The 19793-nt window shown below is 66.0% G+C and carries 21 protein-coding genes; 20 read left to right on the forward strand and 1 reads right to left on the reverse strand.

The genetic code is table 11. The features are described from left to right. Positions 1 to 32 precede the first annotated feature (32 nt). On the forward strand, positions 33 to 584 hold the full coding sequence (locus AC5RW2_RS17625; RefSeq protein ID WP_493962730.1) for a TetR/AcrR family transcriptional regulator C-terminal domain-containing protein: 552 nt from the start codon (positions 33 to 35) through the stop codon (positions 582 to 584). Positions 585 to 733: 149 nt separating this feature from the next. Here the strand turns inward: AC5RW2_RS17625 and AC5RW2_RS17630 are convergent, their stop codons facing one another. Next, a complete protein-coding gene (locus AC5RW2_RS17630; RefSeq protein ID WP_494074332.1) occupies positions 734 to 1840 on the reverse strand; it encodes a helix-turn-helix domain-containing protein in 1107 nt (368 codons plus the stop codon). A 397-nt stretch (positions 1841 to 2237) separates the two neighbouring features. Between AC5RW2_RS17630 and AC5RW2_RS17635 the strand changes: the two genes are divergently transcribed. From AC5RW2_RS17635 to AC5RW2_RS17725, 19 genes are all read left to right on the forward strand, one after another. After that, the gene (locus tag AC5RW2_RS17635) at positions 2238 to 3434 is read left to right on the forward strand and encodes an LLM class flavin-dependent oxidoreductase (RefSeq protein WP_493951594.1); all 1197 of its coding nucleotides are present in this window, start codon (positions 2238 to 2240) and stop codon (positions 3432 to 3434) included. A 35-nt stretch (positions 3435 to 3469) separates the two neighbouring features. Next, the gene (locus AC5RW2_RS17640; RefSeq protein ID WP_493962728.1) at positions 3470 to 3991 is read left to right on the forward strand and encodes a cupin domain-containing protein; all 522 of its coding nucleotides are present in this window, start codon (positions 3470 to 3472) and stop codon (positions 3989 to 3991) included. Next, the gene (locus tag AC5RW2_RS17645) at positions 3988 to 4941 is read left to right on the forward strand and encodes an isocitrate lyase/PEP mutase family protein (RefSeq protein ID WP_493962727.1); all 954 of its coding nucleotides are present in this window, start codon (positions 3988 to 3990) and stop codon (positions 4939 to 4941) included. The genes AC5RW2_RS17640 and AC5RW2_RS17645 overlap by 4 nt, the downstream gene beginning before the upstream one ends. Then, a complete protein-coding gene (locus AC5RW2_RS17650) occupies positions 4941 to 5867 on the forward strand; it encodes an SDR family NAD(P)-dependent oxidoreductase (protein ID WP_493962726.1) in 927 nt (308 codons plus the stop codon). The genes AC5RW2_RS17645 and AC5RW2_RS17650 overlap by 1 nt, the downstream gene beginning before the upstream one ends. 35 nt (positions 5868 to 5902) lie before the next feature. Next, complete coding sequence (locus tag AC5RW2_RS17655) at positions 5903 to 6427, forward strand: flavin reductase family protein (RefSeq protein WP_493962725.1); 525 nt, start codon at positions 5903 to 5905, stop codon at positions 6425 to 6427. Between the two features lie 295 nt (positions 6428 to 6722). Further along, entirely contained in the window at positions 6723 to 7256 is a 534-nt protein-coding gene (locus tag AC5RW2_RS17660) for an NUDIX domain-containing protein (RefSeq protein ID WP_493962724.1), read from the forward strand. Continuing rightward, the gene (locus tag AC5RW2_RS17665; RefSeq protein WP_493962723.1) at positions 7253 to 7735 is read left to right on the forward strand and encodes a riboflavin kinase; all 483 of its coding nucleotides are present in this window, start codon (positions 7253 to 7255) and stop codon (positions 7733 to 7735) included. The genes AC5RW2_RS17660 and AC5RW2_RS17665 overlap by 4 nt, the downstream gene beginning before the upstream one ends. 122 nt (positions 7736 to 7857) lie before the next feature. After that, the gene (locus AC5RW2_RS17670; protein ID WP_493962722.1) at positions 7858 to 8157 is read left to right on the forward strand and encodes a hypothetical protein; all 300 of its coding nucleotides are present in this window, start codon (positions 7858 to 7860) and stop codon (positions 8155 to 8157) included. A gap of 596 nt (positions 8158 to 8753) precedes the next feature. Next, complete coding sequence (gene uraD, locus AC5RW2_RS17675; protein WP_493962721.1) at positions 8754 to 9248, forward strand: 2-oxo-4-hydroxy-4-carboxy-5-ureidoimidazoline decarboxylase; 495 nt, start codon at positions 8754 to 8756, stop codon at positions 9246 to 9248. Further along, positions 9245 to 9586: a hydroxyisourate hydrolase gene (uraH, locus tag AC5RW2_RS17680; RefSeq protein ID WP_493962720.1), complete on the forward strand. Its 342-nt coding sequence runs from the start codon at positions 9245 to 9247 to the stop codon at positions 9584 to 9586. The genes uraD and uraH overlap by 4 nt, the downstream gene beginning before the upstream one ends. Positions 9587 to 9591: 5 nt before the next feature. Then, the gene (pucL, locus tag AC5RW2_RS17685; protein WP_493962719.1) at positions 9592 to 10500 is read left to right on the forward strand and encodes a factor-independent urate hydroxylase; all 909 of its coding nucleotides are present in this window, start codon (positions 9592 to 9594) and stop codon (positions 10498 to 10500) included. A gap of 43 nt (positions 10501 to 10543) precedes the next feature. After that, positions 10544 to 12142 (forward strand): malate synthase A, encoded by a 1599-nt coding sequence (gene aceB / locus AC5RW2_RS17690; RefSeq protein ID WP_493962718.1) that lies wholly within the window; start codon positions 10544 to 10546, stop codon positions 12140 to 12142. Further along, positions 12142 to 13428, forward strand: a complete 1287-nt coding sequence (locus AC5RW2_RS17695) for a DUF6986 family protein (protein WP_493962717.1) — start codon at positions 12142 to 12144, stop codon at positions 13426 to 13428. Before aceB ends, AC5RW2_RS17695 begins: the two co-directional genes overlap by 1 nt. Continuing rightward, positions 13425 to 14240: a bifunctional allantoicase/(S)-ureidoglycine aminohydrolase gene (locus AC5RW2_RS17700; RefSeq protein WP_493962716.1), complete on the forward strand. Its 816-nt coding sequence runs from the start codon at positions 13425 to 13427 to the stop codon at positions 14238 to 14240. Before AC5RW2_RS17695 ends, AC5RW2_RS17700 begins: the two co-directional genes overlap by 4 nt. Before the next feature lie 83 nt (positions 14241 to 14323). Next, positions 14324 to 15622 carry an allantoinase AllB gene (allB, locus tag AC5RW2_RS17705; RefSeq protein WP_493962811.1) on the forward strand — a complete coding sequence of 433 codons (1299 nt, stop codon included), beginning with the start codon at positions 14324 to 14326 and terminating at the stop codon, positions 15620 to 15622. Positions 15623 to 15802: 180 nt separating this feature from the next. Then, complete coding sequence (locus AC5RW2_RS17710) at positions 15803 to 16957, forward strand: MFS transporter (protein WP_493962810.1); 1155 nt, start codon at positions 15803 to 15805, stop codon at positions 16955 to 16957. Between the two features lie 111 nt (positions 16958 to 17068). Continuing rightward, the gene (locus AC5RW2_RS17715; protein ID WP_493962715.1) at positions 17069 to 18418 is read left to right on the forward strand and encodes an MATE family efflux transporter; all 1350 of its coding nucleotides are present in this window, start codon (positions 17069 to 17071) and stop codon (positions 18416 to 18418) included. Positions 18419 to 18428: 10 nt separating this feature from the next. Beyond that, positions 18429 to 19064, forward strand: a complete 636-nt coding sequence (locus AC5RW2_RS17720; protein ID WP_493962714.1) for a hypothetical protein — start codon at positions 18429 to 18431, stop codon at positions 19062 to 19064. Positions 19065 to 19186: 122 nt separating this feature from the next. Next, complete coding sequence (locus tag AC5RW2_RS17725; protein ID WP_493951522.1) at positions 19187 to 19615, forward strand: hypothetical protein; 429 nt, start codon at positions 19187 to 19189, stop codon at positions 19613 to 19615. Positions 19616 to 19793: the final 178 nt, after the last annotated feature.

The following is a 19793-nucleotide window of genomic DNA, read 5'->3' on the forward strand; positions in this document are numbered from 1 at the left end:
CCGGAGCCAGGTGGGAACGTTAAGGAGCTTGCATGGCGTTATCGCGGCAACAGATCATCGACACTGGTCTGGAGATCCTGCGCAGCTACGGCCTGGCCGACCTGTCGATGCGGCGGCTGGCCCGAGACCTGGGGGTGCAGCCGGGCGCCCTCTACTGGCACGTGAAGAACAAACAGGAGCTGCTCGGGATACTTGCCGAACGGATCCTGGCGCCGGTGGCAGTGGGCGCTTCCGCCGGCGGTGCGGCCGCCGATGTGCGGCGCCTGGCAAAGGACATCCGGGCGGCACTGCTGTCCGTGCGGGATGGCGCCGACGTCGTCTCCCTCACCCAAGCACTCGACCCGCAGTCCCTGGAGCCCTTGCGGCTGCTCGAAGCGCTGCTGTCCGACTGCGGCCTGCCGGCGGAGCACGCAGGCTGGGGAGCCCGAACACTGATGCACTTCATCCTGGGGGCGGTCGCCGAGCAACAGACACGGGCTGAGCTCGCCGGCGCCCGCTTGGTGCCTTCCGGCTTCCAGGAACTACCGGCGGACGAAGCATTCGACTTCGGTGTGGACACCATCCTCCGGGGACTGGGCATATAAGTCGCTCCAGCCGCGGCGTACGCCTCGTCATGCGGCGGTTATCCACCTCCAAGATAGGGCAGTAAAAGTGCTCCGGAGCTGGGCGAATGGTATGGCGGTGGAGTACCGCCTAAGCGAGGAATCACTGACTATCAAAGACCTGCCAGAATCTAAAAGGCGTTGCGCTTCCGTTGAGAACCCGGGACGTTCATCACGGGTTGGTGCGCCGTTCGGTCCTCGAGGTTCACGTCACCCTCGCCACGAGCAGCTTCTCGGAACCTCGACGGAGGCACGCCCGTCCATCGCTTGAACGCCACCGTGAAACTGTCAGGGTCGGTGTAGCCCAACGTGCGGGAGATCTGTGCGATGGAGTGACTTGTATTCGAGAGCAAGTCGGACGCGAGTTCATTTAAGGTCTCATCCCGAACCCGAACGAAGTCATGGCCAGTTTGCTCCAGCTTGCGCTGAAGAGTTCGTGGGGATACCCGCAGCGCCGCGGCCGCATTAGCCAGCTTCCGGTTGAGTTTGGGCGCGGCCTTGATGGCTTGTGCGACGGTCGCGGGCCAGTCTCCCGTGGCTCGGAACGAATCGAGCACCTCGTTGTCGGCCCGCACCCAGGCCGCATGCTGGAAAGCGTTTCCGTAGGGGAGTTCATAGGTCGACATCGCGGGATCCCACCACAGGCGCAATGCCTCGGAGCCACAGTCGACATCGCAGGAAACGTACGTTGTGGCCTCTGGGGAGATTTCCGCGAGGGGGAATTCAACCCGTGTGAAGGGGAATGGTTCGCCATACAGCCAGTCAAGGGAGCGTGAGGTGACACAGAGCTCGCGGTAGACGCTGAACGGTATGAGGTCTTCCGGGGTCTCGGGGTAGGAGTATTCCATTCCGGTGATTGCCCCTTCCGGTGTCCGCAGAGGGATGATCTGCAGGAGTCCCGGTGTGTAGTCCAGCGGGGTGGCGGCCTCCAGCCATGCTGCGACGGTTGGCGCTGTTGCGAGGGCCATTCCGCGGGCACCGGTCGTACTCGTTGTGTACGCACGCGCGGCTCGGATCCAGAGATCGACACGGTCGTGCGTGAGCGCCACGAACTGCTGCTGGAATGCCAGCTCCTTCTTGGCGGGAATGGTGCCGCCCGGTCGGTCGACGGCGTAGGGCGCGATGTCGGCGCGTGCTAGCGCGGCACGCCAGTCCAGACCAGCATCCCGGAGCAGATCGCGCAGGTTGTGGACGCTGAAGTTCTGCACGCGCAGGTTCTGGTAAGAGTTCAACTTCATCGCTTCACTCCTCGTCATCAGGGTTATCGCCACGGTGATGCAACGTTGTGGGGCGACCCGTTGCAGGGTGTGTGATTGCCGCAAGCATGGTGGCGTGCTCCAGATCACGATTTTACCTTGTGGCGTAGATTTCCGGTTAGTTGGCGTACTTTACCGGACCAGTACAGTGATTTGGCTCATAGCATTGACATGAACCGCCGCAAGCAGAGGCGCTGGCGGATGGACATCACGGGAGAGTCGAAGAGCGGCCCACGGGTCGAATCCACTGGCAGGCCCCCGCGTCAAGTTGCCTTCCCGAGAGACCTCGGATCCGGCAAGCCGATGCGTTCGTGCAATCGCACGCCCACCTACAGCGCGCTCGAAGGCACTCACCAACGCAATGAATGGGAGTACACCAATGACCGACATGGCAACTACGACAACCACAGCAGAACGTGATTTCGTCGCCGATCACACCGTCGAACGCGATCAGAGCCCGATGATCGGTGGCGATAACGCGTTCAAGGTCGCGGTCTTCGGGGCGAACGTGACGACGGGCCAGGGAGGGCTGAACCTGGCCGAGAACACGATCAAACTGGGCAACTGGGCCGAGATCGAGCAGCTTGCGCAGAAGGCGGACCGCTATGGCGTCGACGGATTCATCCCGATCGCCCGGTGGATGGGACTCACGGGCCCTGAAGGTCCTTGGGGCCGCCAGTTCGAGACGTTCACGTGGGCGGCGGGACTGGCGGCGGCGACGAAGAACATCCAGATCTTCGCCACCTGCCTCATCCCGTTCATCCATCCGATCATGGCTGCAAAGATGATGGCGACGGTCGACCATATCAGCGGCGGACGGATGGGCCTGAACGCGACGGCGGGCTATTTCAAGCCCGAGTACGCCATGTTCGGCGTGCCGGTGCCCGAGCACGACGTGCGCTACGAGCTCGCCGATGAGTGGATGACGATCGTTGAGCGGCTCTGGTCGAACGACGAGATCGAGTTCGACTTCGACGGAGAATTCTTCCAACTGGAGGGTGCACAGTCGCACCCGAAGCCGGTGCAGACCCCGGGTCCAATGGTGATGAGCGCAGGCTCGAGCCCTGCCGGCCAGCAGTTCGCGTTCAAGCACGCGAACATCCTCTTCGCGGCAATCACGAGTGTTGCGCACAGTGCCGAGGTCACACCGAAGCTGCGGGCGAACGCCAACGCGGCGGGCCGCGAGGACCTCGGGCTGTGGTCGGGCGTCCACATCATCTGCAAGGACACCGAGAAGGAGGCGCGCCAGTACCTCGAGTACGTCGAGGAGAACGGTGACTATGAGGCAGCGCTCAAGTACAAGCACATCATCATGAACGGCGACTCCCGCGGCTGGAGCTGGGACAACTACAAGAAGTCTGAGGACCCGAAGCAGGACGAGACGATCAAGACGTTCTTTCGCGCCGGCCTCGTTCCGCTCGTCGGCACGCCGGAGATGATCGTCGAGGGTCTGCAGAAGCTGCAGGACTCGGGCATCACCGGCGTCTGCACGGGGCTCGTCGACTACGACGAGGGCTTGGACCGGATGAACGAGCAGATCTTCCCGCTGATGCGCGAAGCCGGTCTGCGCGCCTGACGACGGTCCACTACTCAGAACAAGAGAGGCATGAGATGACGTTTCCTGACCCCAAGAAGTTCCGTCTCGTCGTAGCAGGCACGACCGAGTCGGGCGAGGCCGACTTCATCGAGCCAGGCCCCGCCGCCGAGTTCGACTTCCCCGGCGTGTCCGCGGGCGCGTTCTACTGGGCCGTCGACGGCGGCCACAGCAAGGAAAACTTCGGCGCTCCGCCCAGCAAGGTCGCGTTGGCCGGACCCAATGGATCCACCTTCGGGGTGAGCAGTTTCCCCGCGCACTCCTCTGGCGAGGTCGACGCGGCGACGCTCGATGAGAGCATGACCGCCACCGAAGACGATGGAGACGCCGGCATGCATGCCAGCGACACCATCGACTACGAGGTCGTGATTTCGGGCAAGGTTGACCTCGTGCTCCCCGGCGGCAAGAAGCGCACGCTTGTGCCAGGCGACCTGCTCGTCATGGCGGGCGTACCCCACGCTTGGAAGAATCCGTACGACGAGGACTGCGTCTACATCGTCGTAACGGTCGGCTTCAACACCCCGGAGGCGACGTCGTGAGCCCGACTTCACCCGGCAAGGCGCTGCGGGCGGTCTTTGAGAGCGAAGAGACGGCGCTGATGCCGTTCGGAGCCCTGCCGATCCACGCGCAAATGGCGCAGCACGCCGGCTTCGGTGCGTTCCAGCTCTCGGGTGGCATGTCCGCCTGGTGGCAGGGCGTTTCCGACACAGGCTGGCTCACGCTGACTGAGGTCGTCGAACACGCCAAACGCACGGCACGCGCTGTCGACATCCCCATATACTGCGACGCCGACACCGGCTTCGGCGCGCCGATCAACGTGCAGCGCACCGTCATGGAGTTCATCGACGCCGGTGTCGGCGGCATCCATATCGAGGATCAGCGCGAGCCGAAGAAGTCAGGCGGTGTCGCGGGAATCGAGCTGGTGTCCGACGCCGAGGCGGTCGGTCGCCTCAATGCCGCGGTCGACGCACGGGACAAGTACGGCGCGGACTTCGTGATCGTCGCGCGAACCGACGGATATGGCGCGGCCGGCGGCGGAGTTGACGAGGCGATTCGCCGCGCACAGCTGTACAAAGCCGAGACCGGCGCCGACGTCATCTTCTTCGAGGGCTTCCACACGTGGGAGCAGGCAGAACTCGCGCTGAAGGAGACGCCCGGGCCCGCATACGCCATCGGAGTTCCGATGATCGGGCGCAAGAGTGTCGCCGAAATGACCGCTATCGGTCAGGCCATCCAGCCCGTGCCCTTCGTACTGCCCGGGATCAACGAAGTGTGGCGACTGCTTATGCAGGTGAAGGAGTCGGGCGAGGCTACGCCGCTCGCTGAGTACATCGACCGAATGACCGAGGACACCGACGGCATCGGTTGGGGCGCGATGTTCGGGCGACCCTCGACCGACTACGTGCGTGAGACGGAAGAGAAGTTCCTTCCGCAGGACTCCCAGCGCGACTACGAAAATAACCTCCACGCAGGAGAACGGAGCTACTAATGAGCGAACAGCTTGATTTCAATGGACGGGTGGCGATCGTCACCGGCGCAGGGCAGGGGATGGGGCGCGAGCATGCCAAAATGCTTGCCTCCCGCGGGGCGCGCGTCGTCGTCAACGATTTCAACGCGGCCAATGCTGCCGAGGCGGTTGCCGAGATCACCGGCGCCGGCGGCACCGCGGTGGTGGACACCCATAACGTCGTCACCGGATCGTCCGACATCGTCCAGACGGCGCTGGATGCGTTTGGGCAGCTGGACATCGTCGTCAACAACGCCGGCATTAACGCCTTCGGCCGCTTCTGGGAGATGGACTCCGACACGTGGTGGCGGATCTTCGACGTCGCAGTGAAGGGCGTCGTCGGGGTCTCGCGCGCCGCGATGCCGCACCTCATCGCCTCGGGCAGCGGCCGTCTGATCAACATCTCGTCGAACGGGGTCATGGGAGTGCCGACCGACACAGCCTACAACGCTGCGAAGGCCGCGATCTGGGGGCTTAGCATCAGCCTCGCAGCCGAGGCGCGAGAGGTCGGGGTCCAGGTCACCACGCTGATGCCGGTGGCGTTGACGCCGATGACCGAGGACGCGTTCCCGAACCCGGTCATCCAGGACGCGATGCGCGAGACGGTTCCACCCAGCGCTGTATCTGCCTTCGTGACGTGGCTGGCTCACCAGGACACCACAGTGTACGGCGAGACGTTCGAGATCGCCGGGGTCGCAGCCGGCCGCGTGGCAATCGCTGGAATGCCGCGGATGAAGGTCGAGGTTCCCACGCCAGAGGCCTGGGCCGACAGCGGGGATGCGCTCACGAAGGACGGCGAACTGCGTCAGTTCCGCAACGCGAGCGAGTCTTTCCGCGACCAGATGGTGTATCTGGCGCCCGAGCTCGACGCGGTGCTCCCCGCCGACGCAGCGGACGTGTCGAGGTGACCGCGATGCCTGTGGCAGAGAAGGAAGGACTAGTCATGATTCAGAACAGGCTGTGCGGTTTCGAGGACGATCCGATGATCGTGCGTCAAACGTTCGCGCAGTTCCCCTCGGGCGTCGCGGCACTTGCAGCCGAAATCGACGGCGCGAAGCACGCGCTCGTCGCATCGTCCTTCATGGTCGGTGTGTCCCTGGAACCGTGCCTCGTCGCCGTCGCGGTGCAGAAGACGTCCGAGACATGGGACCAAATCTCGAAGGCCGGCCGCCTCGGCGTCTCAATCTTCGGGAAGGGCCAGGGCGGGCTCACTCGACAGCTCGCCAGCAAAGACCGCGCGGCGCGGTTCGAGCACGTCGCCATCGAGGCCAGCGACGACGGAGCTGTCTTCATCGACGGGGCGGCACTGTGGCTCGACTGCTCGATCTCCTCGGTTTCGGAAGCCGGCGATCACTGGATGGTACTGCTCGAAGCGCACCGGCTCGGTGCCGGTGAGAACGAGCCGCTCGTCTGGCACGGTTCAACGTTCCGCGAACTCGCGGATCCTCCTGCAGCCCGCGCCGCGTAACGGAATCGATCCCATCAACTCCGCGCCGCGTCGTCAGCTTCCTACATGACCGGCAGTGAGCTGGTCGTCGACGGCGGACGCCTGGCCGAGTACGAGAGCTCGCGCGTTCGCGGGTGTGGCTCCGCCCTTCTCACTCAAGAAAAGGGCGGAGCGCACTTGCGAAAGTGTGAGTGGCCTCGACCGCTCAGGCGCCGGTCGCGATCGGCAATGCGAAGGGCCAGCCTTGCACCACTCGGCCGACCGAACGCCTGCCCGGTTTACCGCCAAGGCACCGTTCCCAGTGTGAGGAGAGGAAATGAGCACGATCAACCGGTCTCCTGGTGTCAGGTTTTCCTCTGACGCTGAAAATGGCCTCCCTGCGGCTCACGTCGTCGTCGCTGCCGTGGTCGAATGGCGGGGCAGGATTGCCCTGTTCAGAAGGAGCCGTCAGGTTGGCCATGACAGTGGCCTTTGGCACTGCATCACGGGATTTATGGAAGCCGGGGCAACGCCCGAACAGCAGGCTCTTGAAGAGTTATTTGAAGAAACCGGGCTGCAGGCCAAAGACCTCCTGGACCTCCGGCAGGGACCGGTTCTGGTGGTCACCGATGGCTCGGGAGCTCCCTGGCTGGTTCACACCTTTACTGCCCTGACCTCTCGCCGACGATTAAGAACCAACTGGGAACACGATTCATACCGGTGGACTGCTCCGCACAAGGCGAAGCGCTTTACTAATCGGGTCTCCTGGCTGGACGAAGTGCTCGACGCAACCGGCCATTGCCCCGCTACCGTCCCGGCACCACAGCCACGGGCCAACATAAAACAGCTAGATCAGCGAGTGAGTCAATGAAAGCCATTACCGAAGTGAGCGCCTCTTCCGTCGGTAGTCACCAACTGCCGGGCGCCGTCGTTGTGCCTCAAATCGGCGCCGCCGTCCGGCTTGAAGGCGCAGTGGAGCATGGTGATGCCCGCGGCCGGGAGCTTGGTTATCCCACGGCCAACATCTCCGTGCCGAACGCGAAGGTCCGGGACGGTGTCTGGGCGGGCACTGTCTGCCTTGGGCCGGAAGGGCTCGGCGAGACATATGCTGCCGCTGTCTCGGTGGGGCGCCGCCCGACGTATTACCGCAAAGGGACGCGCCTGCTGGAAGCTCACCTTCTGGACTACACCGGCGACTTGTACGGTCGCATCGTTATGGTGACTCTGCACCTTTATATACGACCCCAGCGCAGATTCCACGGAACCGATGAACTGGTAACCCAGATCAGGAACGACGTGGCCAGGGCGCGTTCCTGGGCCATAAGTGCTGACGAGGAATTTTGGTCGTGAGAGATCACAGGCGACAATCCGAAGGCGCCGCATCGGGCCAGCGGTCCACAGCCGCACCTCTGGCCCCCCGACAGCGGCGGCTGCCGGCCCAAACGGGCGCAGCCGCTGCTGCTCACGCCCCCGTGAGCCACTTGACACTCAGCCGGGCAACGCCCAGCAAACACGGCGCATGGAGCCTGCTGATCAACGCACTGGTAGAAATCCGGCACGACGGCCAAGTCATCAGAACCGGCTTCGTCGAAGACGCCATGCCCGACTCTTCCGTACTCTGGATCGCCGCGGACGCCAACGGCCCGCGCCAAATGTTTGAAGCGTCCCAGGGACACCAGGTGTGGGTCACGCCGCAGGAACTGCCCGACGGCCTCCGCTACCGGATGACTCAGAACCAGATCTTCAGAGCCGCATCCACACGCAACGCATAAGTAAACACCCATAGCCAGCCAGTTGAACCTTCAACAGGCAACTGTGCCAGCGAATCCCAAGGATTCTGAAGATATCCGAAAGCGCGCCAGCACCTCTTGCAGAACGCTCATGGGTTGGTGCTTCCGTTCGTTTCCCGGGAGGCGAGCAATACTATGACCGCCCAAATCCCGACTACGAATCCGGGTTAATCGCGTGGGGTGCCCGGAAGGTTTTGCGTTCATTGAAGTTCGCGTTGTTCGTCGCCGCTAACCGTGAATATGTCACCGGAAGCAGTTCGCTGTAGTGGTGCCGACTGGACCAGTTGGCGCAGACCATGTGGAGGTCGGTTAGCGCTTGCTCAGAGCGTCCCAGAAAGTCTCCGTCGTGGCGGTCTAACAGGAACGGTTTCGGCCCAGCAGAGCTTGGACAAGTCTCGGCCAGCCGACGCAGCGGCACGTGCCGCGTCAGTGATATTCACAAGGGTGGCGGCTTGGCCTAGACTGAGGCGCACCTGACGAGTTCCACCTTTTATAAACATCGAATCAAGTCGCTTTTGGGCGATGGTCAAGGGTGTTCAGCGCTGGGGTGGAAACTGACGAAAGAGCTGACGCCTGCCATGAAGTTATCGTCCTTCAACTCCCTCCCGGCTCCCGAGGCTGCGGCGCTGTTGAGTCCCTGCGTAGACATTGCCCGCTGGGTGTCGGAGTTGGTGGCTGCCCGCCCGTTCTCTGGCAAAGAGGAGTTGCTGGCCGCCGCGGCAAGCGCGGCGGAGCCGTGGAGCGAGGCGGAAATCGACGCTGCGCTGGCTCGGCATCCGCGCATTGGCGAACGGGCCGAGGGGGCCAGCGCCGAGGCGGACATGTCCCGCGCTGAACAGGCCGGGGTGTCGCGGGATGACGCAGTACAAGCAGAATTGCGCCGGCAGAACCTCGCCTACGAGGAGAAGTTTGGGCGGGTCTTCCTGATCCGCGCGGCGGGCCGCAGCACGGAGGAAATCCTCAAGCAGCTCAACAGCCGGTTGGACAACTCGCCGGAAGAGGAGCTCGCGGTGGTCGGCCAGCAACTGCGCGAGATCGCCCTCCTGCGGCTGGAGGGAGCGATCGAACAGTGAACGTCAGCCATATCACCACCCACGTCCTCGACACCGGCATCGGCAAACCCGCCTCCGGTGTCAAAGCCGTGCTGGAAGCCCAGTCGGCGTCCGGCTGGCAGGAAGTTGCCTCCGGACGGACCGACAGCGACGGCCGGATCAAGAACCTGGGCCCCGAGGCAGTCGACGCCGGGGTCTACCGGATCAGGTTCGAGACGGGACCGTACTTCGCGGCGACGGGAACCGAGACTTTCTTTCCGTCCGTGGAGTTGTCCTTCGAGATCAAGGACCCGGCCCAGCACTACCACGTGCCGCTTCTGATTAGTCCGTTTGCTTACTCAACCTACCGAGGGAGCTAGCTAGGATGAGCACACCAGCCAACAGCGGGGCGTCCACCCGGGTGGTCCTGGGACGAAACCAGTACGGCAAGGCAGAAGTCCGCCTGGTCAAAATTACCCGGGACACCGACCGGCACCAGATTCAGGATCTCAACGTCACGTCCCAGCTGCGCGGAGACTTCGAGCAAGCACACATCGCCGGCGACAATGCGCACGTGGTCGCCACGGACACCCAGAAGAACACCATTTACGCACTGGCCCGGGGCGGGGTGGGAACCCCCGAGGAATTCCTGCTCCAGCTGGGACGGTATTTCACCGGCCGGTTCGACTGGGTCACCGGAGGGCGTTGGGCAGTCGAGCAGTATTTCTGGGACCGGATCAACGACCATGACCACGCCTTCTCGCGCAATAAGAGCGAGGTGCGCACCGCCGTCGTCGGGATGTCCGAAACGGGGGCCACCGTGGTGGCCGGTATTCAGGACCTGACGGTCCTGAAGTCCACCGGCAGCGAGTTCCACGGTTTCCCACGGGACAGATACACCACGCTGCAGGACACCACCGACCGCATCCTGGCCACCGACGTCACGGCGCGCTGGCGCTATCGAACCACGGAAGTGGACTTCGATGCGGTCTACGCCAGTGTCCGCTCGCTGCTGCTCAAGGGCTTCGCCGAAACCCATTCGCTGGGCCTGCAGCAGACCATGTTCCAGATGGGGAAGCTGGTTTTGGAAGCGCAGCCGGTGATCGAGGAGATCAGGATGTCGTTGCCCAACAAGCACCACTTCGCCGTGGACCTGCAGCCGTTCGGCTTGGACAACCCGAACGAGGTGTTCTTCGCCGCCGACCGGCCGTACGGGCTGATCGAAGCCAGCATCCAGCGCGAGGGAAGTCCGACCAGCCACAAGATTTGGGCCGACGTACCGGCATTCTGCTAGCCATGACGGCGGCGCGGCCCAGGCCGACCCAGGGAGGAACACGATGACCATCGCGATAACGAACCAGCCGCCTGTTGCCGGCGCCGAGGAGATCCTCATGCCGGAGGCGCTGTCCTTCATCGAAGAGCTGCACCGCAAGTTCGCCGGCGCCAGGGACGCCCTGCTGGCCGAGCGTGCCGAGCGGCGCCGCGACGCAGCGCAATCCGGCAGGCTGGATTTCCTGCCGGAAACCGAGCACGTTCGCACCGGCGACTGGCGCGTCGCCGCGGCCCCCGCGGCATTGCAGGACCGCAGGGTGGAGATGACCGGGCCGGCGTCGCCGGCCAAGATGGCGATCAACGCGCTGAACTCGGGGGCCAAAGTCTGGCTGGCGGACTTGGAAGATGCCTGCGCGCCGACCTGGCACAACGTGATTGATGCCCAGCTCAACCTCTACGGTGCCGCCCGGGGCGAGCTGTCTCACACCTCCGCCGAGGGCAAAGAGTACAGGCTGCGCACCGACGCACCGCTGGCCACCGTGGTGGTCCGCCCGCGCGGTTGGCACCTGCCGGAAAAGCACCTGACGCTCGACGGCGCCCCCACCATCGGCGCGCTGGTGGACTTCGGTCTGCACTTTTTCCACAACGCAGACCATCTGGCTTCCACCGGGCAGGGACCGTTCTACTACCTGCCCAAGATGGAGAGCTATCTCGAGGCTCGGCTTTGGAACGAGGTGTTCATCGCCGCGCAGGACGCGCTGGGCATCCCGCGGGGGACCGTGCGGGCCACCGTGCTGATCGAGACCATCCCGGCGGCGTTCCAGATGGAGGAAATCCTCTTTGAACTACGCGACCATGCCTCCGGCTTGAACGCCGGCCGCTGGGACTACCTGTTCAGCATCATCAAGTACTTCCGCGACGCGGGCGCGGACTTTGTGCTGCCGGACCGCGCGACTGTGTCCATGACGGCGCCGTTCATGCGGGCCTACACCGAGCTGCTGGTCAAGACCTGCCACCGCCGTGGCGCTTTCGCGATGGGCGGGATGGCCGCTTTCATCCCCAACCGGCGCGAACCGGACATTACCGCACAGGCGGTGGAGAAGGTCCGCGCGGACAAGACCCGGGAGGCCGACGACGGTTTCGACGGCTCTTGGGTGGCGCACCCCGATCTGGTGCCGATCTGCCAGGAAGAGTTCGACGCCGTGCTGGGCGACAAACCGAACCAGCTGGACCGGCTGCGCGAGGACGTGCAGGTCACGCCGGACCAGCTGCTGGACATTCCGTCCGCGGGTGGCGAGGTCACCGAGGCCGGCCTGCGGCTGAACCTCTACGTGGCAGTGGCCTACACCGCCGTCTGGCTGTCCGGCAACGGAGCGGTGGCGATCCACAACCTGATGGAAGACGCCGCTACCGCCGAGATCTCGCGTTCCCAGATCTGGCAGCAGCTGCATAACAAGGTGGTGCTGGCCGACACCGCAAACACGGTCAGCAGCGAACTGGTGGAGAAGCTGCTGGCCGAAGAAACCGAGCGGCTGCGCGGGGAAGTCGATCCGGAGACCTTTGAGCGCCACTACCTGCCGGCCAGCCGGCTGATCCTCGAACTGGCAACCGGTTCGGAGTTCGTGGACTTCCTGACCCTGCCGGCCTATGAGCTGGTGGACTGATGACCCGCCGCTTGGCCCTGGGGGCGGACGCGCTGGCTTGGATCGACGCCGAGCTGGGTGCCACCGACCGCCTTCTCGCCACCCATTACCCGGGCGAGACCGCGGGGCGCCAGCCTGTCCACACTGTCTATATTCCCGCCGACGCATACGTTCCAGATGTGCCTGCGACGTGGGGCTCCGAGGCGCTGGCAGCGGCCAAAGCGCACGGCGGCCTGGAACAGCTGGCGGTTTCGCTGGAACTGGGGGAGCCGGAACAGCTGGCCGAACTCGTCCGGCGCAAACTGGAGACTGAACCGATCGAAGACCTGCGCGTGGACTTCGAGGACGGCTACGGCAACCGTGACGACGAGGAGGAAGACGCCGCGGCGGTGCGGGCCGGCGAGCTGGTGGCCCGAACCGCTGCAGACGGGACGGCGCCTCCGTTTATCGGCGTCCGGTTCAAGTGCTTGGAGGCGGCCACCCGCGCCCGCGGGCTGCGCACGCTGGACCTGTTCATCGCGGCCCTGGCCGAGCATGCTGCCGGACGCGGCCTGCCCGATGGGCTGGTGCTGACCCTGCCCAAGGTCAGTACCGTTGACCAGGTCCGGGCCATGGTGTACGCCTGCGAGCAACTGGAGCGCGCACACGGTTTCACCACGGGGCGGGTGCGCTTTGAAGTCCAGGTGGAGACGCCCCAGCTGATCCTCGCCGCGAACGGCACCGTTCCCGTGGCCCGGCTGATCCACGAGGGCGCCGGACGGGTGTCGGGCCTGCACTACGGAACCTACGACTACAGCGCCTCGCTGGGAATCGCCGCTGCCTACCAATCGATGGAGCATCCGGCGGCCGACCACGCCAAGAGCGTGATGCAGGTTGCCGTGGCAGGAACCGGCGTCCGCCTCTCCGATGGTTCGACGAACATCCTTCCGGTCGGCGAACCCGCAAACGTCAGGACGGCATGGGCGTTGCACGCCAGGCTGGTCCGCCGGCACCTGGAACGCGGCATCTATCAGGGCTGGGACCTGCACCCCGCCCAGTTGCCCACCCGTTTCCTAGTCACCTATGCCTTCTACCGCGACGGGCTGCAGTCCGCGGCCTCGCGGCTGAGGAACTACCTGCAGGGGATCGACGGCACAGTTCTGGATGAACCCGCCACCGTTTGCGCCCTGGCCCGCTTCCTCGACCGGGCGCTGACCTGCGGCGCGGTGGAAGAGGCCGAGATCCTTCAGCTGGCGGACCTCTCCGTGGCACGGCTTCGAACGCTGGCATACCCGCCCAGAGCCTCTGCGCCGGAGGAAACACCATGACCATGCCGCACTACTACGCGAATCCGGCCGGCCTGCCGCCGCAAACCGCCCTGCTCACCGACCGGGCCATCGTGACCGAGGCCTACACGGTCATACCTCGCGGCGTGCTCCGCGACATCGTTACCAGCATGCTGCCCGGCTGGGCCGGCACCCGCGCCTGGATCCTCAGCCGACCGGTCCCGGGAGGAGCCAGCACGTTCGCGCAGTACCTGATGGAAGTAGACCCCGGCGGTGGATCGGAGCGTCCGGAAGAGCAGCCGACCGTGCAGGGGTTCATCTTCGTGCTCAGCGGCGAGCTGTCCGTGACCATCGACGGCGAGCGTCGCCAGCTGCTGCCGGGTGGATTTGCCTACGCCCCGGCGGGTGCCCCATGGGCGGTCAAGAACGACGGCGATGCGCCCGTGCAGTTCCAGTGGATCCGCAAGGCCTACCAGCCGCTGGAGGGCCATAGCGCGAAGCCGGTCTTCGGCAACGAGCAGGATCTTGAACCCGTGCCGATGCCGGATACGGAGAACAGATGGCTCACCACTCGGATGCTGCCCGTCGATGAACTGGGCTACGACATGCACGTCAACGTGGTCACGTTCGAGCCGGGCGGTTCGATCCCCTTCACTGAAACGCACGTGATGGAACACGGTCTGTACGTGCTCGAAGGCAAGGGGGTGTACCGGCTCAACGGCGACTGGGTGGAGGTGCAGGAAGGCGACTACCTGTCGCTCCGGGCCTTCTGCCCGCAGGCTTGCTACGCGGGCGGGCCGTCCAATTTCCGTTACCTGCTGTACAAGGATGTCAACCGGCAGATCATGCTCTAAGGCCGGAGTTCGAGACAGGAGCAAGTCCGTTGACGAAGGAAGCGCAACAGGCCTACGACCTGGTGGTCCGGGGCGGCCGGGTCATGACTCCTGACGGAACAGGGCCACGGGAGATCGGCGTCCAGGCCGGGACCATCGTGGCAATTGCACCCCTGGGCGCAGGGCTGCGGGGCGCCAGGACCCTGGAACTGCAAGCCGACGAGACGTTAATCCCCGGCCTGGTGGACACGCACGTCCACGTCAATGAGCCGGGGCGCACCGAGTGGGAAGGGTTCGCCTCGGCCACCCGCGCGGCGGCGGCCGGAGGGGTGACCACCATCCTGGACATGCCGCTGAACAGCATCCCGCCCACCGTGAACGTACTCGCTTTGGAGGAGAAACGGGCTGCCGCCGTCGACCAGGCCTTCGTCGACGTTGGTTTCTGGGGCGGCGCGGTGCCAAGGAACAGCACAGACCTGCGACCGCTCCACGACGCCGGAGTCTTCGGCTTTAAGTGCTTCCTAATCCATTCCGGAGTGGACGAGTTCCCGCCGCTGGATCCGGCGGAGCTGGAGAAGGACCTGGCCGAACTGGCAGCCTTCGGCTCGCTGATGCTGGTGCACGCCGAGGATGCGGCGACCATCGACCGGGCGCCGCAACCTGCCGGGACCAGCTATGCGTCCTTTCTGGCCTCGCGGCCGGGCAGCGCGGAAACCGCGGCGATAGCGGACGTGATCAATCAGGCCCGCAGTACCGGTGCACGCGTCCACATTGTGCATTTGTCCTCTGCCGAAGCGCTGGCGGAGATCGCCGAGGCCAAGGCCGCCGGCATCCGGCTCACCGTCGAGACCTGCCCGCACTACCTGACGCTGACGGCCGAAGACATCCCGGACGGAGCCACCCCGTTCAAATGCTGTCCGCCCATCCGCGAGGAAGCCAACCGTGAGCTGCTCTGGGCCGGCTTGGTGGGCGGGACAATCGACTGCGTGGTCTCCGACCACTCGCCCAGCCCCGTGGACCTGAAGGACTTGGAGCACGGCGACTTCGGTACTGCGTGGGGCGGGGTCGCCTCGCTGCAACTTGGCCTGCCGCTGGTCTGGACCGAGGCGCGCCAGCGCGGCGTTGCACTGGAATGGGTGGTGGACTGGATGTCCGCCCGGCCGGCCGCCATCGCGGACTTGGCGAAGAAGGGCCGAATCGAAGTCGGTGCGGACGCCGATTTCGCCCTCTTCGCCGACAAGGAGGACTTTGTCGTGGACGCGGCAGCGCTGAAGCACAAGAACCCGGTCTGCCCCTACGACGGCAAGACCCTGACGGGGGTCATCCGGCGCACTTTCCTGGGCGGCGCCCCGGTCACCGATGACGTCCCCCGCGGGCAACTGCTGCGCCGCGGCAGGGACTGAGGAGGTCAGAAGCCCGAACCCGGCGGCGCCAGCGCCGGCCGCCCGACGCCGGACCTCGGCGGCACCAGCGGCGGCCACGCAATTCCGGCCGGCGGTGGCTTCGGGCATAGCATCGGATCCGTGAGTAGTGCGGAGCAACCCTGGGCGGGCCACCCGAAAGGCAGCCGGGGCTACCGCAACATGCTGCTGGCCCTCTTGTTCGCCGGTTTCGCCACCTTCGCCCAGTTGTACTCCGTTCAGGCTGTCCTTCCTGGCATCGCCCGGAGCTTCACGGTCAGCCCGGCCGACGCGGCTCTCAGCCTCTCCGCCGCCACCCTCGGCCTGGCGCTCGCAGTGATTCCTTGGTCGGCGGTGGCGGACCGCGCCGGCCGCAAGCGCACCATGACCTGGGCGATCAGCGCCGCCGTGGTGCTGGGCCTGCTGCTGCCGCTGGCGCCGAACTTCCCGGCCCTGCTGGTGATGCGCTTCCTGGAGGGCGCCGCCCTGGGCGGGATCCCCGCCGTCGCACTGGTCTATCTGAATGAGGAAGTGCAGCGGCTGCACGCGGCGGTAGCCGCCGGCACCTACGTCGCGGGCACCACCGTCGGAGGCTTGGCCGGGCGCCTGATCGCCGGACCGGCGGGGGAGTGGGTCGACTGGCGCGCGGGCGTGCTGGCGGTAAGCCTCACGGCCGCACTGGCCGCGGTGCTGTTCGTCCGGCTGGCTCCGGCCCCGCGCGGATTCCGTCCCATCCTGCGCGGGCAGGGCCCCGGGCTCGGCCGGCGGATCCTGGCCAACCTGCGCTCGGCGCCGTTGCTGGCGCTGTACGCGCAGGGGTTCCTGCTGATGGGCGGCTTCGTGGCCGTGTACAACTACCTCGGCTTCCGGCTGGAGGGGCCGCCGTTCTTCCTGCCAGCGTCGCTGGCGTCACTGGTCTTCCTCGCTTATCTCGCCGGAACCGTGAGTTCCCGCGTGGCCGGAGGGCTGACGGTGCGGACCGGCCGCCTGCCGGTGCTGCTGGGCGGGATCGTGGTCAGTATTGCCGGGCTGGCGCTCACGCTGGCCGACTCGTTGCCGCTGATCCTGCTCGGGCTGCTGCTCTTCACGGCGGGATTCTTCGCCGCCCATTCGATCGCGTCCGGCTGGACACCCCGGCTCGCCACGGTCGGCGCGGCGCAGGCCTCGAGTCTGTACAACCTGTTCTACTACGCAGGATCCAGCCTGTTCGGCTGGGCCGGCGGCCTCTTCTTCGGCCGTTTCGGCTGGACCGGCGTCGTCGCCTTCACCGCCGCGCTCGCCACCATCGCAGGTACGACGGCGGTGCTCGCCCTCCGTACTCGCCGCGCCGGGGAATGAGGCCAGCCGCCGCAGCGAGGAGCCTTCGCGGTGGAGGGTTCATCGTTTCGGAATCGGGGTGATGGTCGGAGGTTCCGGCATCGGGGCAGTCCGAGGCTTAAGCTTGAAGGCGTGAATCCGGAGAAGACGGCTGCACGGCAGCAAGGACAGGGCCTGAACCGGAGTATCCTTGCGCTGGCCATCCCCGCGTTCGGGGCCCTGATCGCCGAGCCGCTGTTCCTCGCGGCCGATTCGGCCATCGTGGGGCACCTTGGCGTGGCGGAACTGGCCGGCATGGGGCTGGCCGCCACCGTGGTGCAGACCGTCGTCGGACTGATGATCTTCCTCGCCTACTCCACCACGCCCGCGGTGGCGCGACTGCTGGGCGCGGGCCGGCTGGCGGAGGCCTACGGCGTCGGACGTGACGGCATCTGGCTGGCGCTGGCCGTCGGCGTCGTGATGGCCATCGCCGGCTGGTTTGCCGCCCCTGATCTGCTAGCGGCGATGGGCGCCACCGGATCAGTGCAGGACTTTGCGGTGGACTATTTGCGCTGGTCAATGCCGGGGCTGCCCGGCATGCTGATTGTGCTGGCGGCTACCGGTGTGTTGCGCGGGCTGCAGGACACCAAGACCCCGCTGCTGGTGGCCGGCATCGGTTTCCTGGTCAACATCGGCCTGAACTTCCTGCTGGTCTACGGCATGGGACTTTCAGTGGCCGGTTCGGCGATGGGCACCAGCCTGGTGCAGTGGGGCATGGCTGCGGTCTACCTGGTCATCGTCTACCGCGGGGCGGTCAAGTACTCCGTGCCGCTGCGGCCCACCTGGGCGGGGCTGAAGGCCACCACGCACGTGGGATCCTGGCTGATGCTCCGGACCCTGAGCATGCGGATCGCGCTGCTCGCCACCGTTTTTGTGGCCACCTCGCAGGGTCCGGTCAGCCTGGCCGGGCATCAGCTGGTGATGACCATGTACAGCTTCCTGGCCTTCGCGCTGGACGCCATCGCCATCGCCGCCCAGGCCCTGATCGGCAAGGAACTGGGCGCGTCGAACAAGGCGCTGGCCCACTCGCTGACCCGGCGGATGATCGTCTGGGGCATCGGGTTCGGTGCGGTGACCGGCCTGCTGTTGGCCGCGGTTGCTCCGGTGCTCGGCTGGGTCTTCACCTCCGACCCGGCCGTGCACCAGGCCTTCACCGCCGCGATCTGGGTGCTGGCGTTGAGCCAGCCAATCTGCGGCTTCGTGTTCGTGCTGGACGGCGTGCTGATCGGGGCAGGTGACGCACGGTATTTGGCGATCGCCGGCGTCGTGAATCTGGCCGTCTATGCTCCGCTGCTGGTGTGGGTGGACCAGGCCGGGCTGACGGGAACCGAGGGCCTGCTCTGGTTGTGGGCGGCGTTCGCGCTTGGCTACACGGCAGCGCGCGCCGCGACGCTGGGCTGGCGGGTGCGCAACGATGCATGGATGATCACCGGGGCGCATTAGGCTGGAAGCCGTGACGATCCCGAGTACTACCCAGGCCGCCGCGTTCTGGCAGCCGGTCCTGATCCGTGCCCTGGTGGCCGCTGCCTTCGGCGCCATCACCATCTTCTGGCAAGAGCCCGGCCGCACCGTGATGGCCGTGGCCGGCGGGCTCTTCCTGCTGCTCAGCGGCGGGGCGGTCTGGCTGCTGGCCCGCCAGCGGGCCGCCGCGGCGCACCGCCAGCTGCTGCTCCTGCAGGCCGGCGTGCTGGCCGTGACCGGCGTCCTCGCCTGCGTGTTCCAGACGGTGCCGATGTTCACCGTGCTGGCCACTGCGGCGCTGCTGGTCTCCGGCGGCGCGGAGCTGATGCTCGGCTGGAGCAACCGGCCGTCCGGCGCGGCAAAGGGACAACCGGCACACGGTAACGGCTCCGTGGCCGGTACCGGTTCCCCTGCCGCCCACGGCGACGCCGGCTCGGTGCTGGCCCGTGACTGGCTGATCACCGGCGCGGTGTCCGTGGGCTTCGGCATTGCCCTGCCGTTCTTCGCGTACCTCGGCCCGCACGCGTTGCTGGGCGTGCTGGGCGGGGCGGCGATCATCATCGCCGTCGTGCTGCTGATCGCTGCCTTGAGCCTGCGCCACGACGCACGGCAGCCCACCGCGGGCTGACGGATTCCGCCTGGAGCGCAGCCTGGCCGGCACCAGTGTGGCGGCGGCCACCGACACCCCTGCACCACTTCCACGGCCGGTAGACTGGATGTGGCTTTACCCCGTCAGCAGGAGGAATCATCGTGGCCAAGAACGCGTCTGGGCGTCCGGACGAAAAGCGGATGTCCGTCAAGGGCCCGCTGATCTTTTCGGCGGTGCTGGCCGTGATCGCCGGTTTCCTCACCATGGTCTTCGCCACCGGCGGCTCCGGCAACCTGCTGCGCTGGGACCTCGGCGTGACAGCTGCCGGCATTGCTTTCATCGCCTCGCTGCTGGTGGTGGCGGTGCTGACCATGTCCACCAAGGAGAACCCCAGCCACCTCAGCGAGGGCTCCGGGATCCACCGGGTCTCGTCCAAGATCCCCGGTGGCGCGGGCAGCGTGCCGGCCCCGGGCACGCCGCAGAGCCGGGCCGAGGTCGCAGATCAGCAGGCAGCGGAAGACGCGAAGAATCCTGGCCAGGCCGGGAACCGTCTTTCGCACAGCGACGACGACGGCGGCGACGCCCGCTGATGCGCTGGCGCGGGTCCACCCGGGCCTGACAAGCTGGCACTATGACTTCCGGCGAGCCTTCCCCGCAGCATCCCTTCCCGGCCGACCCCGGCGACACCGCGGAAGCGAACGCCGAGCAGGCCGCGGAAGCGAAAACCACCTTGGCGGCAGAGCTGTGGTACCGCTCCGATCCCGGACC

Source organism: Arthrobacter sp. B0316-1-20, from assembly GCF_059091865.1.

Excerpts from the sequence above, each read along its gene's own strand:
- AC5RW2_RS17625 (WP_493962730.1), top strand. The coding sequence starts at position 33 with ATGGCGTTATCGCGGCAACAGATCATCGACACTGGTCTGGAGATCCTG.
- AC5RW2_RS17630 (WP_494074332.1), bottom strand. The coding sequence starts at position 1,840 with ATGAAGTTGAACTCTTACCAGAACCTGCGCGTGCAGAACTTCAGCGTC.
- AC5RW2_RS17635 (WP_493951594.1), top strand. The coding sequence starts at position 2,238 with ATGACCGACATGGCAACTACGACAACCACAGCAGAACGTGATTTCGTC.
- AC5RW2_RS17640 (WP_493962728.1), top strand. The coding sequence starts at position 3,470 with ATGACGTTTCCTGACCCCAAGAAGTTCCGTCTCGTCGTAGCAGGCACG.
- AC5RW2_RS17650 (WP_493962726.1), top strand. The coding sequence starts at position 4,941 with ATGAGCGAACAGCTTGATTTCAATGGACGGGTGGCGATCGTCACCGGC.
- AC5RW2_RS17655 (WP_493962725.1), top strand. The coding sequence starts at position 5,903 with ATGATTCAGAACAGGCTGTGCGGTTTCGAGGACGATCCGATGATCGTG.
- AC5RW2_RS17660 (WP_493962724.1), top strand. The coding sequence starts at position 6,723 with ATGAGCACGATCAACCGGTCTCCTGGTGTCAGGTTTTCCTCTGACGCT.
- AC5RW2_RS17665 (WP_493962723.1), top strand. The coding sequence starts at position 7,253 with ATGAAAGCCATTACCGAAGTGAGCGCCTCTTCCGTCGGTAGTCACCAA.
- uraD (WP_493962721.1), top strand. The coding sequence starts at position 8,754 with ATGAAGTTATCGTCCTTCAACTCCCTCCCGGCTCCCGAGGCTGCGGCG.
- pucL (WP_493962719.1), top strand. The coding sequence starts at position 9,592 with ATGAGCACACCAGCCAACAGCGGGGCGTCCACCCGGGTGGTCCTGGGA.
- aceB (WP_493962718.1), top strand. The coding sequence starts at position 10,544 with ATGACCATCGCGATAACGAACCAGCCGCCTGTTGCCGGCGCCGAGGAG.
- AC5RW2_RS17695 (WP_493962717.1), top strand. The coding sequence starts at position 12,142 with ATGACCCGCCGCTTGGCCCTGGGGGCGGACGCGCTGGCTTGGATCGAC.
- AC5RW2_RS17700 (WP_493962716.1), top strand. The coding sequence starts at position 13,425 with ATGACCATGCCGCACTACTACGCGAATCCGGCCGGCCTGCCGCCGCAA.
- allB (WP_493962811.1), top strand. The coding sequence starts at position 14,324 with ATGACTCCTGACGGAACAGGGCCACGGGAGATCGGCGTCCAGGCCGGG.
- AC5RW2_RS17710 (WP_493962810.1), top strand. The coding sequence starts at position 15,803 with ATGCTGCTGGCCCTCTTGTTCGCCGGTTTCGCCACCTTCGCCCAGTTG.